The 14652-nt window shown below is 61.5% G+C and carries 14 protein-coding genes; 2 read left to right on the top strand and 12 right to left on the bottom strand.

Annotated elements, in window-relative coordinates:
* On the bottom strand, positions 1-1230 hold the full coding sequence (locus tag IB266_RS26390; protein ID WP_192263403.1) for a hypothetical protein: 1230 nt from the start codon (positions 1228-1230) through the stop codon (positions 1-3).
* 32 nt (positions 1231-1262) lie between these two features.
* Complete coding sequence (locus IB266_RS26385) at positions 1263-1712, bottom strand: YcgN family cysteine cluster protein (RefSeq protein WP_060738739.1); 450 nt, start codon at positions 1710-1712, stop codon at positions 1263-1265.
* A 160-nt stretch (positions 1713-1872) separates the two neighbouring features.
* Between IB266_RS26385 and IB266_RS26380 the strand changes: the two genes are divergently transcribed.
* Positions 1873-2466 carry a nitroreductase family protein gene (locus IB266_RS26380; protein WP_060738740.1) on the top strand — a complete coding sequence of 198 codons (594 nt, stop codon included), beginning with the start codon at positions 1873-1875 and terminating at the stop codon, positions 2464-2466.
* A gap of 152 nt (positions 2467-2618) precedes the next feature.
* Here IB266_RS26380 and IB266_RS26375 read toward each other — a convergent pair whose 3' ends face one another.
* From IB266_RS26375 to IB266_RS26350, 6 genes are all read right to left on the bottom strand, one after another.
* A complete protein-coding gene (locus IB266_RS26375; protein WP_192263402.1) occupies positions 2619-3551 on the bottom strand; it encodes a D-2-hydroxyacid dehydrogenase in 933 nt (310 codons plus the stop codon).
* A gap of 124 nt (positions 3552-3675) precedes the next feature.
* The gene (locus IB266_RS26370; protein ID WP_053120094.1) at positions 3676-3969 is read right to left on the bottom strand and encodes a YcgL domain-containing protein; all 294 of its coding nucleotides are present in this window, start codon (positions 3967-3969) and stop codon (positions 3676-3678) included.
* The gene (rnd, locus tag IB266_RS26365; RefSeq protein ID WP_060738742.1) at positions 3966-5099 is read right to left on the bottom strand and encodes a ribonuclease D; all 1134 of its coding nucleotides are present in this window, start codon (positions 5097-5099) and stop codon (positions 3966-3968) included. The genes IB266_RS26370 and rnd overlap by 4 nt, the downstream gene beginning before the upstream one ends.
* A 121-nt stretch (positions 5100-5220) precedes the next feature.
* On the bottom strand, positions 5221-5862 hold the full coding sequence (locus tag IB266_RS26360) for a class I SAM-dependent methyltransferase (protein WP_192263400.1): 642 nt from the start codon (positions 5860-5862) through the stop codon (positions 5221-5223).
* Positions 5863-5930: 68 nt separating this feature from the next.
* Entirely contained in the window at positions 5931-7580 is a 1650-nt protein-coding gene (locus IB266_RS26355) for a phosphoethanolamine transferase (protein ID WP_192263398.1), read from the bottom strand.
* 164 nt (positions 7581-7744) lie between these two features.
* Positions 7745-9112 carry a glutamine synthetase family protein gene (locus IB266_RS26350; protein WP_192263472.1) on the bottom strand — a complete coding sequence of 456 codons (1368 nt, stop codon included), beginning with the start codon at positions 9110-9112 and terminating at the stop codon, positions 7745-7747.
* 536 nt (positions 9113-9648) lie between these two features.
* On the opposite strand from IB266_RS26350, the gene IB266_RS26345 reads away from it, so the two are divergent.
* Positions 9649-10581: a LysR family transcriptional regulator gene (locus IB266_RS26345; RefSeq protein ID WP_103310563.1), complete on the top strand. Its 933-nt coding sequence runs from the start codon at positions 9649-9651 to the stop codon at positions 10579-10581.
* Positions 10582-10584: 3 nt separating this feature from the next.
* Here the strand turns inward: IB266_RS26345 and IB266_RS26340 are convergent, their stop codons facing one another.
* The 4 genes from IB266_RS26340 to IB266_RS26325 all read right to left on the bottom strand — a co-directional run bounded on the left by IB266_RS26340 (position 10585) and on the right by IB266_RS26325 (position 14633).
* Positions 10585-10950 carry a 5-carboxymethyl-2-hydroxymuconate Delta-isomerase gene (locus IB266_RS26340; RefSeq protein ID WP_060738747.1) on the bottom strand — a complete coding sequence of 122 codons (366 nt, stop codon included), beginning with the start codon at positions 10948-10950 and terminating at the stop codon, positions 10585-10587.
* Between the two features lie 103 nt (positions 10951-11053).
* On the bottom strand, positions 11054-11977 hold the full coding sequence (locus IB266_RS26335) for a LysR family transcriptional regulator (RefSeq protein ID WP_103310561.1): 924 nt from the start codon (positions 11975-11977) through the stop codon (positions 11054-11056).
* A 239-nt stretch (positions 11978-12216) separates the two neighbouring features.
* Positions 12217-14301 (bottom strand): DUF6311 domain-containing protein, encoded by a 2085-nt coding sequence (locus tag IB266_RS26330; RefSeq protein ID WP_192263396.1) that lies wholly within the window; start codon positions 14299-14301, stop codon positions 12217-12219.
* On the bottom strand, positions 14298-14633 hold the full coding sequence (locus tag IB266_RS26325; protein ID WP_192263470.1) for a GtrA family protein: 336 nt from the start codon (positions 14631-14633) through the stop codon (positions 14298-14300). Before IB266_RS26325 ends, IB266_RS26330 begins: the two co-directional genes overlap by 4 nt.
* Positions 14634-14652: the final 19 nt, after the last annotated feature.

Here is a 14652-nt window from a genome sequence, read left to right as displayed (position 1 = left end):
TCACTGAAGTAACCGGGTATCCAGCACAGTAGAGGCCCCACCCAGAACGCTCTCACTGAGCTGCACAAACTCCTTGGTATCGACCGTTTCCAAGCGCATCGCCCCCTGCAACACATCATCCAGCGAACGCTTGTTGCGGGTTTTCAGGCGAATCTCGCGGTCCAGTTCCTGCAACAGCAGCACCGCCTTGGCCACCGCCGCCGGGCCGATCTGCTCCCCGCGCAAGGTGGTGACTCCCTTGCTCTCGCGGGCGAGCCGGTCGTTCAAGGTCTGGTAGCGCTCATCACTCAGGCCGCCGGCGCGGCGTAGCAGTTCAATGGCGTAGTACTCGGTCAGCCCCTCACTGATCCAGTCGCTACGATCCTGATCATTGACCCGGGCCAGCGCCTGCACCAGCTCCCGCAACAACGGGCTGCTGCCCCGCTCGCTGACCAGCGGCGGACGGCTGTGCAGGTAAATCGAGTCATGGCCGGCCTGGGCACCACGCCACAGCGGATCGCCGGCACCGACGATCAGCAACTTGGCCGGATGACGCGGCACCAGCGCCTGTACCTGCGGCCAGACGAACGTCAGCAGTGTCAGCACATCCATCCGGCGCATGCCCTGGCCCTGGGGCGAGGCCACCGTCACTTCGGTTTCGCCCAGGCGTGTGCGGCGGCTGCCCAGTTTGCCGGCGAGCATCCAGCCAGTGGGGCGGTCGAACAGCCGCGAGGGATTGTCGATGCGAAAACGTTGTTTGCCGATACGCGGCCAGGGGGTCTCGATGCTTTTCCAGCCGTCGGGCAATTCCACCTCAAGACGGGCCACCAGTTCGACGCCATCCTGCTGGTCGAGCTTGGCCGCCGGCACCAGATCGTCGCCGCGAAGCAACGCCCACGTCGGGGTCATGCGGGTTTCGAAGGTGGTGTTCTTGCGGGCATGGCTGATGCGCACACGGTAGCTCAGGCTGGCCTTGTCGGTGGCCGGACGCCAGACGCCACGCGCCGCCTTGCCGGGGGTGAGCAGCCATTGGCCGTCGGCCTTGAAATCGCTGTAGCGGCTGCCGTCGCCGAGGTCGAAATCCAGGCTGCGCACCGCCGCCCCCCGGGCCAGGGTCAGGCGCACCTCGGCCTGATCGCTCTGTGGCAACAGGTGCACGTGATAATCCAGGTCGACTTTCTGCGCCGCCCACAGCGGCCCGCACACCGCCAGCAGCCCGGCTGCCAGCATCCATTTCAATCCTGCAGCCATGGGTTCTCCCTGGTGGTGCGCCGCCCGGTGGTTCAGCCGGCGCGGAAAATCAGATGATCTTCCCAATCGTCTTCCGGCACGCTGCCTTCGGCCAGCATGCGCCCGGACTGGGAAATGCGTTCGTGGTGCACGGCCTCTCGATCACCGCAGACCAAGTGGTGCCACAACGGCAAGTCCTTGCCTTCGCTGACCAGCCGATAACCGCAGGTGGGCGGCAGCCATTTGAACTCATCGGCCTTGCCCGGCGTGAGCTGGATGCAATCGGGCACGAACTCACGGCGATTAGGGTAGTCGGTGCACTGGCAGGTTTTCAGGTCCAGCAGTTTGCAGGCGATGCGTGTGTAGTAGACGCTGTTGTCGTCTTCGTCTTCGAGCTTTTGCAGGCAGCACAGGCCACAGCCGTCGCACAGCGATTCCCACTCCTGTGTATCGAGCTGATCGAGGGTTTTGCGTATCCAGAACGGTTCGACTTTGGCGGCCATGGCTCAAGCATCAACATCAGGTGGTGAAAGGCCGACAGTCTAGTGCCGGGACCTCCTCAGGCCAAGCATTGGCGACTGTCGGTAGGCAGGGGCTTGTCAGGCCGGGCAGCGGGACGTAGCTTGCTGCATTGTCTTTCCAAAACTCGAGCCAGGTGAGCCCATGAGCGCCAATTCCCGCATTGCCGATTACGCGATCCACCCTCAGTTCATCGAACGCTGGTCGCCCCGCGCGTTTACCGGTGAAAGCATTGCCGAAGAAACCTTGCTGAGCTTCTTCGAAGCCGCTCGGTGGGCCCCTTCGGCCTACAACTCACAACCCTGGCGCTTCCTGTACGCACGGCGCGACACGCCGAATTGGCAGCGTTTCCTGGGTTTGCTCAACGAGTTCAACCGCGGCTGGGCCCAACACGCCTCGGCGCTGGTGATCGTCGTCTCGAAAACCACCTTCGCGGTGCCCGGCGCCACCGAGGAAACCCCGGCGCAGACCCACACCTTCGACACCGGCGCGGCCTGGGGCCACCTGGCGTTGCAAGCCAGTCTCAGCGGCTGGCACACCCATGGCATGGCCGGTTTCGACCAGGAACTGACCCGCAAGGAACTGAAGATCCCGGAAGGCTACGCCCTGCACGCCGCCGTGGCGATTGGCAAGCTGGGGGACAAGTCGACCCTGGCCGAATACCTACAGGCCCGCGAAGTCCCAAGCCCGCGCCGGCCATTGAGCGAACTGGTGGCAGAAGGCGACTTCACCCTGTAACCCTATGAAGATCCACTGTGGGAGCGAGCTTGCTCGCGATGGCGTCAAGTCAGCCACTTTGATGTTGACTGACACTCCGCCATCGCGAGCAAGCTCGCTCCCACATTTTGATCTGTGGCGAACTCATTTTTTGTGAGCACTGAAAATGAGCTTCAGTAACCCCGGCTGAAATCCACTTCCCCGCGCAGCGCTTCGCCCGCCTGGTAGGCCCGCAGGTTTTCCAGGAACAATTGCACCATCATCGGTGGCGAGGTCGGTGCCGAGCTGTGGCCGGTCAGCAGCAGCCCCCAGGCAGTCCAGAACGGATGGCGCTGTGGCAATGGCTCCTGGCGGCAAACGTCGATCACCGCACCGGCCAGGTGCCCGTCCTTCAGGGCTTGCACCAGGTCCGCATCCACCACCGCCACGCCGCGACCGACGTTGATGAACAATCCGCTCGGCTTGAATTGCTTGAACAGCGCCGCGTCGTAGATGTCATGGGTATCCGGCGTATTGGGCAGCAAATTGATCACGTAATCCATGTCGCCCACCAGACGAGGCAAGTCCTTCAGCGCCCCGACTTCGATAAACGGTGCCAACGTCCTGGCTTCGCTGGCGATGCCATACAACTGCACACCGAACGGCACCAGGAACTGCGCCACACGCTGGCCAATGTCCCCCGTCCCGACGATCAACACCTTGCGCCCGGCCAGGCCTTGCCCCTGGCGGTTGTCCCACTTGCGCTCGACCTGGCTGACCAACCGGGCCAGCACCTCGCGCTCATGGCCGAGCATGTAGGTGAGCACGTACTCGGCCATCACCTGGCCAAAAATGCCCACCGCACGGGTCAGGCGGTAATCGCGACTCAAGCCATCGGCCAGCAACGGCGTGATGCCCGCCCAGGTCGATTGCAGCCAACGGGGCTGGTGGCCTTGACGCAACAGGGTGGCCAGCAGATCAGGCTGGCCGAGCCAGACCGGGCAATCGGCGGCCAATCGCGACAGTTCGGCGGAATCGCCGCTGGTCAGGACTTCAATATCGGGTGCAGCCTGACGCAGAAGCTGGGCATACACCGCGTGATCGTGTTCGGCAATCAGAACGCGCATGAATCAAACCTTTCAAAAACAGTGCAGACGAGCGCCGGCAGAGTGTCGCTCCATCCCTGCGATCGTCGTCAATAAACCATTCCAGTGTTGCAAAAGGCACCCAGGACAGGTGCCCCCACTACCGTCAGACCGGGTCGTTGCGGCGCAGCAACTCTTCGGGCAAATGCTCGATGTACTCGTCTTCGGCCGGCGGCATCTGCAAGTGATAGCCCTGGGTGTCGAGATTTTCCAGCACCTTGTTGATGTCTTCCCGGGACAGCTCCCGCTCGGGGCTCAGCACCAGGTCGAAGGCATGGATCGCCTTGCCAAAGGCGGCCATCAGGGGCTCGGGCACACGCTTCAAGGCATCGCTCTTGAGCACATACAGGTACATCTCGTTTTTCTTCGAGCTGCGGTAGATGGAGCAGATACGTTTCAAGGCTGTTCTCCGGCAGTGGCCAGGCTGTCGAGCAGCGCCTGGCCCATCAATTCGCGGCGCCAGCCACGCAGCGAATCGGGCAATTGGTAAGGGCCCTCGGGGAAGCCACTCTTGATCAGTGCTTCGAGGGTTTTCTTGCGCAGCATCAGCTCCGGGGCAATCTCCAGGCGCTCGGCTTCAGCCTGCCCCAACGCCCGCAGGCGCTTGACCAGGGCGGAAGCCTCGATGGGCAACGGCTCGGCCACGGCCGGCGGCCATTGCTCGGGAGGAATGCTGGCGGCGCGCTGGATCAAGTCCAGCAGAAACTGGCCGTCCTGGCGTACGGTACGCGGGTGCATGTCTTCGATCTTCGCCAGTGCGCCGAGGTTATCCGGCTGGGTGCGGGCCAGGGGCCACAGCGAATGCTCGCGGATGATGCGGTTACGCGGCAGGTCTCGGGCCCGCGCCTCGCGTTCGCGCCAGGCGCACAACTCGCGCAGCACGGCTAATTGAGCCCGGGACAGCTTCCAGGCCAGCTTGGCCTCGCGGTAGACCTCGTACGGGTCGACTTCGCGACGCAGGTTGGCCACCAGTTCGGCGCCATCCTCCAGGACCCAGCGGTACTTTTCATCGGAAAGCTTCGGGCGAAGTTGTACGAAAACCTCTGCCAGATGCACCGCATCCTCTGCCGCGTAGCTGATCTGCGTCTCGGACAGGGGCCGTTGCAACCAGTCGGAACGGGTCTCGCCCTTGGGCAACTCGATGCCCAGCACTTCCTGCACCAGCCGCGAATAGCCCATGGAGAAACCCAGGTTCAGGTAGGCGGCGGCCAGTTGAGTATCGAACAGCGGCGCGGGCAGGCTGCCAGTGAGGCGCAGCAGCACTTCAAGGTCTTCGCTACAGGCGTGCAGCACCTTGAGCACCGCCGGGTTTTCCAGCAGGGCGGCCAGGGGCTGCCAATTGTCGATGGTCAAGGGGTCGATCAGGTAGGCACGCTTGCCGTCGCCGATCTGCAGCAAACCGGCAATGGGATAAAAGGTGTCGACCCGCATGAATTCGGTGTCGAGGGCGACGAATGGCAACTGCTGCCACTCGGCGCAAAACTGACCGAGGCTATCGTTGTCGCGAATCCAGTGAATATCGATGGCCACACGGCTCTCCCTTGAAGAATGGCGCGCAGTATATATCGCCGCCGGCGATTGCGAGCATCCATAGAGCAGCCGCCTGAGAGAAATCGCCTGCGAAAAAGCAAGAATAGTCCTACATCAAGACTTAACCGGTCTTACGCAACACATAAACCCGCGTCAGGGCAAAACCGGGCAGGAAATCCTGGTACCAAAGCACGCTGAAACCGGCCTGGCGGAACTCGGCTTCCACATCAGCCTTGTCAGCCAGGGTCCGTCGCGGGGCCTGGCCGATCTTGAGGCGTCCTTCGATTTGCACCGAAACGATCACCGTGTCGCGACTGACCCGATGAAACTCGCGCAACAGCGCCAGGCGATGCTCGCTGGCACTGACGTGGCGAAACAGTTGCAGACAGAGAATACAATCCACCGCGTTGGCCGACAGCCCGAGGGTGAAGGCCGAACTCGGGAAGGTCTTGACCCGCTGGAGCAATGCGCCGCCATGGTGGGTGAGCGCATGTTCGAGCATGTCCGGCGACGGGTCCGCCGCCAGGATCACTCGGTTGGCATGCTCGGCCAGTACTGGCCAGAACCGCCCCGCCCCACAGGCCACATCCAGCACCAGCCCCGGCTCGCCCGCCACCTTCAGGGCATTGCGCACCATGTGCTCGTCGCGCCAGAACGCCAGGCGCAAACGCCGAGGCGCCGGCTGGCAGCACACTTGTGCGTGTTCCCGGTCGTGTTGCCTGGCGAACTCAAGCTCGACGGTGGAAGGGGGCTGCCCGGACATACAAACGGCTCTTGGGGAATGAATGGGGACAGGTTAAACAACCCGGCGTGAAAAAAAGGTGGAGGCGATCATTCCCGGGCGAGCACGCCGTCGATGACCGCACCGCGGCAGTTGGCGAACAGGTCCAGGTCCCGGTTGTAGACCTGGCTGTTGACTTCCAGCAGCCCGAGCATCGAGTGGAACAGGTTGTCCTGGCTCAAGGGCTTTTCCCGGCTCAGTTGCAGGCAATGGGTGTCGACCGAAAAAGACTTCTGGTAGCTGTCGGAGAACCAGGCCAGCATCGCCACGTGTTTCTGTTGCTCCGGGGCAAGCATGTAGGGCGTGCCATGGAGAAACAGGTTGTATTCGCCCAGGGACTCGCCATGGTCCGACAGGTACAGCATGGCCGTGTCAACCTTGTCCTGGTTGGCCCGCAGCAGGTCGATCAGGGTCGACAGCACGTGATCGGTGTACACCAGCGTGTTGTCGTAGCCATTGACGATGCTCTCGCGGCTGCAATTGTTCAGCGCGTTGCTTTCGCACACCGGGGTGAAATGCTCGTACTCCTTGGGATAGCGCTTGAAGTACTCCGGCCCGTGACTGCCCATCTGGTGCAGCACCAGGACCGTGTCCTTGTCGAGCGTGTCGATGAAGTGCTGCAGGCCCTGGAGCAGGATCTCGTCGCGGCACTCACTGTTGGCGCACAGGGCCGGGTCCTTGAGATTGCTGACATCCTGCAGCGTGACCCGATCGCAGGTGCCCTTGCAGCCGGACTGGTTGTCTCGCCAGATCACCTCCAGCCCGGCACGCTTGAGCACGTCCAGCAAGCCCTCTTCATTCCTGGCCTTGCTGGCGTCGTAGTTCTTGCGTCCCATGTTGGAAAACATGCAGGGCACCGACACGGCGGTTTCGGTGCCGCAGGAATGCACGTCGGTGAAGGCGATCAGGCCCGCCTCTTTGTCCAGTGTCGGCGTGGTGTCGCGGTTGTAACCGAGGATGCCGAAGTTCTCGGCCCGGGCACTCTCGCCCACCACCAGGACAGTCAGGGATTTGCGACCGTGGGTTTGCCAGGCCGGGTTGCGGCTCGCGTCTTCGCCCACGGTGATGAACGGCTGCTTGGCCGACGCGACCTGCTCACGCAAGTACCCGAATGAAGCACCGATGTAGTTGCTCGGCACGACCATCAACCGCAATTCGTGGTGGTTACGAAACAATGAAGACAGGCCTTGGTAGTTGGCCAGGGCAACCAGGCCGATCACGGCGGCCGAGGCCACGCCGACCAGCAACTTACTTAATAATTCTTTGGGCCAACTACGGTAGTTGATTGGGGTTTTGAACAACAACCAACATGGCAAGACACCCAATAAGCCGATATAGACAAACAACTTCAGCGACAACAGATCACGGACTTCCGTGGCATTGGTTTCAGCGAAGTTGCGCAACATGCCGGCATCGATCAGTACGCCGTATTGGGCCATGAAATACGCCACGCCAGCGCTGATCAGGAATAGCAGCATCAACACGGGCTTGAGCAGCGGACGGAAGGCCACGAGCGTCAACACCAGGTTGAACGCGCAGAAAATCATCACGCCAAACGCCGCGCACATCAGCAGGCCTCGCGCGTCAGCCGTGGTGATAGCAAGCAAGTGTTGCCAGAGCACGATGTTGAAGCCCACTAACAAAAAGGCACTGGCGGCCAGCGTCACCCACTCGGGGCGCACGGCTTTAATAGTCAGCATGATGGTTGACGGTTTCCTGAAGTTGCTCTTTGAATAAGAAGTGCCGCAGTAAACATGAAAAAATCGTTTCCTACGGCAACACAAACTTTAGGTAGCCCACCATCAATTTTTCGTGAAAAAGTTGCTATTAAATAATTATTTAAGGATCCCGCCAGGCACCTGTTTCAGGCCTGATGCAGATACCAGCGCCAATCCTGCTCGCCGACTTCCCCCATGAACTGACGGTACTCGGCGCGCTTGACCGTGAGATAAACACCCAGAAACGCCTCGCCAAACGCCTGCCGCGCCCAGGCCGAAGCCTCGAGAGCACGCAGGGTGGTGAGCCAGTCGGTGGGCAGCGGTTCGATCACCTGGGCATAGCCGTTGCCTTCCACAGGTTTCCCGGGATCGCACTGTTCACGTATGCCACGATGAATGCCGCCCAATATCGCCGCCGCGGCCAGGTAAGGGTTGGCATCGGCACCGCAGATACGATGCTCGATGTGCCGCGAGAATGCCGGGCCACCCGGCACCCTCAGGCTCACGGTGCGGTTGTCCACGCCCCAGGTCGCCGCCAGCGGCGCGTAGCTGTTGCTTTGGAATCGCCGGTAGGAGTTGGCGTTCGGGCAAAACATCAGCAGCGAATCGAGCAGGGTGTCGAGCATCCCGCCCACTGCATGGCGCAGCAACGGCGTGCCATCGCCGGCTTCACTGGCAAACAGGTTGTGGCCATCACGGTCCGCCAGACTGACATGCATGTGCATGCCGGAGCCCGCCAAGTGATCGAACGGCTTGGCCATGAAACACGCCTGCATGCCGTGCTTGTGGGCCACGCCCTTGACCAGTCGTTTGTAGCGCACCGCTTCATCCATGGCTTGCAAGGCATCGCTGCGATGTTCGAGGGTGATCTCCACTTGCCCGGGTGCGTATTCGGAAATGGCGGTCCGGGCCGGAATGCCTTGCAGTTTGCATGCGGCGTACAGGTCGGCCAGGAACGGCTCGATCTGCTCCAGTTCGCGCAAACCATAGACCTGGGTGGCACGCGGTCGTCCACCGTCGGCGTCCCGCGCTGGCTGCGGCCGGCCTTGGTCGTCGCGTTGCGCATCCAGCAGATAGAACTCCAGTTCCGCCGCCATCACCGGGTAATAACCGTCGGCCTGCAAGGCCTCGATCACCTGGCTGAGCAAATAACGCGGATCGGCGATGGTCGCCGGTCCACCTTCCTGGGGATGCATGCTGACCTGCACCGCGGCCGTGGGAATCAACCGCCACGGCATGCGTTGCAAGCTGCCACTGATGGGATAGGCGCGGCAATCGATGTCACCGACGTCCCACACCAGCCCGGAGTTTTCCACATCGTCGCCATTGATGGTCAGCCCGAGAATCGTACTGGGCAGTGGCCGGCCACTTTCGTAGACCGCCAGCAACTCGTCCCGATGCAACAACTTGCCCCGAGGCACGCCGTTGTTATCGAGAATGAACAACTCGAACAGCTCGATATCGGGGTTCTGCGCGAGGAACGCCTGGGCGTCTTGCACGGGTGCAAAAGAAATTTTCGCAAGGCTCATGGGAAGGCTCGTATCTCCATGTCGGACGGGCGACAAAGCGCCGTCAATGCGTGCTCGCCGTTGTGCGAGCACGATGAGTGATCAACAGGAAACACGAGTATCTGGAGGGCGCGCATGCCGGCAATGCCAGAGCGCCCAAAAGGCCAGCTCGGAAGGCAACGCACTCAGGGCTGGGGCCATGGCAGGCGTGAACCGGCCGACCGGATCGACTGCGGCGTATGAAGGGTATTGGAATGCCAGGGGCGAACCGTCCATGAGCGCATCACAGGAAACACATCGAACAAGCGTCCCACGGCCCCCTGGACGGTTAAACCTGGATTTGCTGGAGCTTGGATCGGCGCAAACTAAACATAGGCAAACGAATCGGTCGTTGATCGACACGTCGTGTTCCCTACATTATCTGTCCCGTTCCCGACCATGAAAGCGCCTGCCCGGCATTCTCTTGGCACCATCGTTCCGTTAGGATCGTCAGCCTGGTTTGCGCAAGATCCGCGCAAGGAGCACAGCGAGAGACAGAACGGATGCTGAACAGTAACTCCCTCAGAAAGCTCGACATGCAGGACCTCATGGTGTTTAGCGCCGTGTACGAGCAAAGCAGTGTCACCGGCGTGTCCGAGGCATTGTGCGTCAGCCAGTCAACCGTCAGTTATTGCCTCAAGAAACTGCGAACCTGTTTCGAAGACGAACTGTTTATCAACACCCGCACTGGCATGCGCCCCACCTACAAAGCCGAGGGCATGTACGATCATGTACGCGGCATTTTGCAAAGCATCAACCTGTGCCATGCCGGTAGGCCAACCTTTGATCCGGCCCGGCAGGCCATTACCTTCAATATCTGCGCACCGGAATATTTCGAACACCTGATCCTGCCGCAACTGCTGCAAGGCTTCGATTACGCCAATCTGCCGGTGGTGGTGAACGTGCACAAGCTCGAAGCCGACATTCCCGCCGAAGAGCTACGGGACGGCAGCCTGGACCTGGTGATCTGCTTCGGCCCGAACTTCCACAGCAACCATACCGATTTCAAATCCCGGCAGCTGTTGCAGGAGGACCTGGTCTGCGTCGTGGATAAACGGGCGACGCCGCTTGAGACGCAACTGAGCCTTCAATCGTTCGTACAGCGCCGACACGTGTTTCCGACACCCTGGACGTCAGCGACCAACATGGTGGATGGCTGGCTGTCGCAGCAGGCGCATCACCGGCAAATCGCCGCTCGCGCCAACAGCTACAGTGCCGCACTGAAGATGATCACCGGCACCGACTTCATCCTGACCCTGCCCCGCCGCATCCAGAAACTGCTGGCCAACGAGGCGATTTTCAATCACCACGAAGCGCCCAGGGGGCTGCCAGGGTTTACCTTGAACATGCAGTGGAGCCTGGCCCTCGATCAGGACAGTGCCAACGCCTGGCTACGCGAACAGATCATCAAGGCCTGCGCCCCACGCGACACCTGATCGTCATTGACCGATCAAGGCCTTGGCATACGGCTCCCGATCGATGTCGAGGATTTCCACGCACAGTTGCACGCTGACTTCGGCCGGCCATGGCCCCAGGTCCTGGATCACCGCCAGCAGGCTATCGGCCAATTGCTTCTTGATTTCCGGCGAGCGTCCGCTGAGCAAGGCCAGCTTCACGTGCACAAAACCCCGCTCGCCTATTCCTGTGCCCACTCGAAAAGTCTCGAGCTTGACGGCCCGGCTCTTGATGTCGTGCTCGGCAGAAAATTGACCGGAGGCCACCAGTGCATTGTTCAGGCGCAGCAGTGCGACCTCGGCCTTCAGCTCGGGCAGGTTGGCGGTGTATTCCATGTGCAGGTGAGGCATGTGTTCGACTCCGTTTCGAAAATATGACGAGGGGGTTTCAGTCGTCACAACCTTACCTCGACTTTATGCGTTCAGGCAGGTTTTGTTTCGCTCCAGGCCGGTGTCAGGGCTCTGCCAGGGGCACGCGTTCGCCCATGAACGCCTCCAGGCGCGACCGCAACCAGCGCTCGGCCGGGTCACTGTCGACATGGCTCAGCCAGACCATGGACAAATCCAGGGTCGGGGTCTTGAAGGGAAAGGGCTCGTTGAACAGTTGCCCCGAGGCGGCCATGGCGGCGGCGGTATAGTCCGGCAGGCTGGCGATCAAGTCGGTGCCGGCCAGCAACGCCGGCAATGCGCTGTATTGCGGCACCGACAGCACGACCTGGCGCGTGCGTCCGATCTCGGCCAGCCATTCATCAGCGAACCCGGCGACGTTGGCGGTATGGGACACCAGCACATGAGGTCGCGAGCAGTACTCGTCCAGGGTCAGCGGCGTGTCCGATGCATCGGCACGCAACACGCGGGGTTGAATGTGTCGCAACAGTTTGCGCTTGGCGTTGGCCGGCAGGCCGCGCGTCTGGCTGATGCCCACGGTGATGTCGCCTGACGCCAGCAAATCGGGGATGCGCCAGTAATCGACATGCTGGACCACGAACACGATTTGCGGCGCCTCTTGCCGCAGGCTGCTCAACAGCGGCGGCAACAAGCCGAACTCGACGTCGTCCGACAGGCCGATACGAAACGTCATGGTGCTGTTGGCAGGATCGAAATCGTGGGTCAGGCTCAAAGCCACCGACAGCGAATCGAGCGCCGGCGAGAGATGCTGGATGATTTCCTCGGCCCGGGCCGTCGGCTCCATGCGGTGGCCGACGCGAATGAACAGCGGGTCGTTGAACATCTTGCGCAAGCGATTGAGGGCCGAGCTGATGGTCGGCTGGCCCAGGAACAATTTTTCCGCCACCCGCGTCACGTTGCGCTCAAGCATCAACGTTTCGAAAACTACCATCAGGTTGATGTCGGCCTTGCGCAATTCGTTGCGGTTCATCCCCGCCCCCCCGATTCCTTGACTGGATGCAGTGTAGAAACGCCGGGTGCTGCACGTCTATGCGCAAAAAGGCGAAGCGCCTGTGTAATACCGCCAAAGAATTTGGAAGAGGCACTGCTTTTGTGGCGAGGGAACTTGCTCCCGCTCGGTTGCGCAGCAACCGCAAAATCTTGAGGTCACTTCGCCCAAGGCGTCGCACCGGCCCAGCGGGAGCAAGCTCCCTCGCCACAGTGGAAAGCCTATTTCACGGTCAATGATTTCAGTCCCAGCGCCATGACTCGCTCGTCGCTCCCCAACCCCAGCGCCTTGGGACTGATGGCATCAGGCAAATGGAAATGCACGCGCAACCGCCCATCCGCGTTAATCGTTTCACGAATGGCCGGTGTCAGGGGCAGTTCAAGGGTGTTGTCCTGCAGGCGCGTGAATTGCGTCGACAGCGCATCAACACCGTTGATCAAGACCTCCACCCGCTGGCGCGTATGCGAGGGCTGCACGAACGCCGCCACTTCGATCGAAATGGCCCGCGCTTCTGGCGGTATGCGCAAAACAACCTCAGCCTCAGGCCCTTCCGACCAGGTGCCCCACTCCTCGACGCGCCCCCAGCCCTCGGCCAACATGGCGTTGATTCGGCTGAACACCTGGCGCTCACCGAGCTTGACCTGCATGTCCAGCGTCTCGTCGGCAAACGGCGGGCATTGGGCGCAAGTTTTCCAGCCCGGCGCCAACACCACGAGGCCGTCGATACGGGTCAACAGATCGGTTTGGCGGTTGACGGTTTTCGCCGCCTGGAGCGCGGCGCGAGGGTCGAGGATGTACAGCGAATCGGCTGAGTACTGGCCGCTGGCAAGCATCTGATCGGCGTGTCGCTGGGCTCGCTCGATCGCCCGGTCGCTCATGCGTCCCAGGTACACGCCATCGGTTTCCAGGCCATGCGCCAGGGCGTATTGGCTGGTCAGCAGCCAGTTGTCCGGCTGGTTCTGCGGCAACAGCGTCCGGACTTTCGAATAATGACCGGCCGCGCTGGCCCAGAACGGATCGTTCATGGCCGTGGGCCAACTCGAGGCCGACGGCACCATCCGGCTCTGGCGCAGGCCGGCCCATCCCGCGCGGGTATCCAGGATTTGCACCACCAGGGCGATGGCCAGCAGGCACGCCGCTGCCCGTGGCTTGTTGCCGCGGATCACCGCGAAGATGACGACAAATACGATAGCGTAGAACACGGGCCAGAACATTCGGCCGGCCGCGCGAAAGACGTTTGCCAGGAGCTCAAGGGGTTTGGGCAGCCAGTAGTGCATATTCAGCATGCCGATGCCGAGGTGGTTGGTCAGCGAAAACAGTGTCAACCCGATCAATGCCAACAGCAACAGTCGCCTGTGGCGCACGGCATTCGCCAAACCGGTGTTGCCTTGCAGCAATGCCACGCCAGCGCAGATCGCCAGCATGATGACGCCCAATCCCAAGTAATTGAAACCTTCGTAGTCCCCGGGGCCCTGGGGCATGTCGCGCAAGGTGTGTGACCAGCCGCTGGGGTTGACCAGCGACATCACGTTCAGGCGATACAGCCCATAACCCCCCGCCACGGTCCCGCCACCCACGCTGAAATAACCCGCCTGCCAGCAGCAGAACGCAACCAGCAAAAACAAGCCACCCAGCTCGATCCAGGCATCGCGCCGGGACACCCGGCCCTTGCTGGCCTGGCTGGCAAGGTCCACCAGCCAGATCAACGCCACCATGGCCAACAGGTAAGCGTGTACCAGCGCTGTGGCGGCCAACAGCCCGCCCCAGGCCAGCCGGCGTTTTTGCAAACCGGGCATCAGCGCCAGGTACAAGGCCGCCAGGATCAGGAAATGTCCGGACAGCGACAGATGCCCGCCCATGCGCAGAAACATCGGCGGCGAAAACACAAGCAACCCGGTTCCCAACAGCCTGATCCACAGCGACGGTGTCAGCAGGCCGACCAGCTTCCAGCCGAACCAGGCTTGCAGGATGAAACAGGCCAGCAACCACAGGCCAAAATACTGGAACGTCTCGGGAAGCCAGGCGTTGAAGGGTTTGAACACAAATGCCAGCAGCGGATTGGAGTCGGAAAAAATGATGCCGTTGCCCAACTCCAACCCATAGGAAGGGTTCATGCCCAACGGAAAGGTCCAGGGCGAACTGCGGAAAAATGCCCAGCCCATGTAATGGGTCGCCGCATCGCCCTCCCCCAACCAGGCGATGTTCGTCGGGTCCAGCACCCGCGGGCCGATCACCAGCAGGAACGCCAGCGTCCCCAGCAGTATGGGCAACAAGGAAACCAGGTAATGCTTGCCGCGAACGGTCATCGATACGTCCAGAAATTATGCAGGATGAAGGTGAACACGGGGATGATCAGCGCCACGGCCGCGATGCCCGCCAGGTAATCCAGGCCGACACGTTGAGCTACCCAGGCCACCAGCATCGCCAGCCAGAACCCGCCGATCGATACCACGACGAAACGGCCAAGGGTGCGGCCATGCAAGTGGCTGGAAAAGCTCCAGAGGGTGTTGATCAGGTACGACACCACGGTCGCCACGACAAAGGCGAAACCGTTGGCCAGTGGCGGGTTGGCCAGGATCAAGTGCACAAACAGCACGGCAGCCACCACATGAACCGCGGTGACGAGCAGGCCGGTCATGGCAAAGCGCAAGGCACGT

The organism is Pseudomonas sp. Pdm06 (assembly GCF_014851795.1).
Lineage (GTDB): Bacteria > Pseudomonadota > Gammaproteobacteria > Pseudomonadales > Pseudomonadaceae > Aquipseudomonas > Aquipseudomonas fluorescens_AA.
The sequence above is the reverse complement of the archived record's forward strand: the minus strand, read 5'-3'. Positions and strand labels throughout refer to the sequence as shown.

Coding starts and splice junctions, on each gene's coding strand:
- IB266_RS26385 (WP_060738739.1), bottom strand. CDS start 1,712: ATGGCCGCCAAAGTCGAACCGTTCTGGATACGCAAAACCCTCGATCAG.
- IB266_RS26340 (WP_060738747.1), bottom strand. CDS start 10,950: ATGCCTCACCTGCACATGGAATACACCGCCAACCTGCCCGAGCTGAAG.
- IB266_RS26380 (WP_060738740.1), top strand. CDS start 1,873: ATGAGCGCCAATTCCCGCATTGCCGATTACGCGATCCACCCTCAGTTC.
- IB266_RS26360 (WP_192263400.1), bottom strand. CDS start 5,862: ATGTCCGGGCAGCCCCCTTCCACCGTCGAGCTTGAGTTCGCCAGGCAA.
- IB266_RS26355 (WP_192263398.1), bottom strand. CDS start 7,580: ATGCTGACTATTAAAGCCGTGCGCCCCGAGTGGGTGACGCTGGCCGCC.
- IB266_RS26330 (WP_192263396.1), bottom strand. CDS start 14,301: ATGACCGTTCGCGGCAAGCATTACCTGGTTTCCTTGTTGCCCATACTG.
- IB266_RS26345 (WP_103310563.1), top strand. CDS start 9,649: ATGCTGAACAGTAACTCCCTCAGAAAGCTCGACATGCAGGACCTCATG.
- IB266_RS26375 (WP_192263402.1), bottom strand. CDS start 3,551: ATGCGCGTTCTGATTGCCGAACACGATCACGCGGTGTATGCCCAGCTT.
- IB266_RS26325 (WP_192263470.1), bottom strand. CDS start 14,633: ATGACCGGCCTGCTCGTCACCGCGGTTCATGTGGTGGCTGCCGTGCTG.
- IB266_RS26335 (WP_103310561.1), bottom strand. CDS start 11,977: ATGAACCGCAACGAATTGCGCAAGGCCGACATCAACCTGATGGTAGTT.
- IB266_RS26390 (WP_192263403.1), bottom strand. CDS start 1,230: ATGGCTGCAGGATTGAAATGGATGCTGGCAGCCGGGCTGCTGGCGGTG.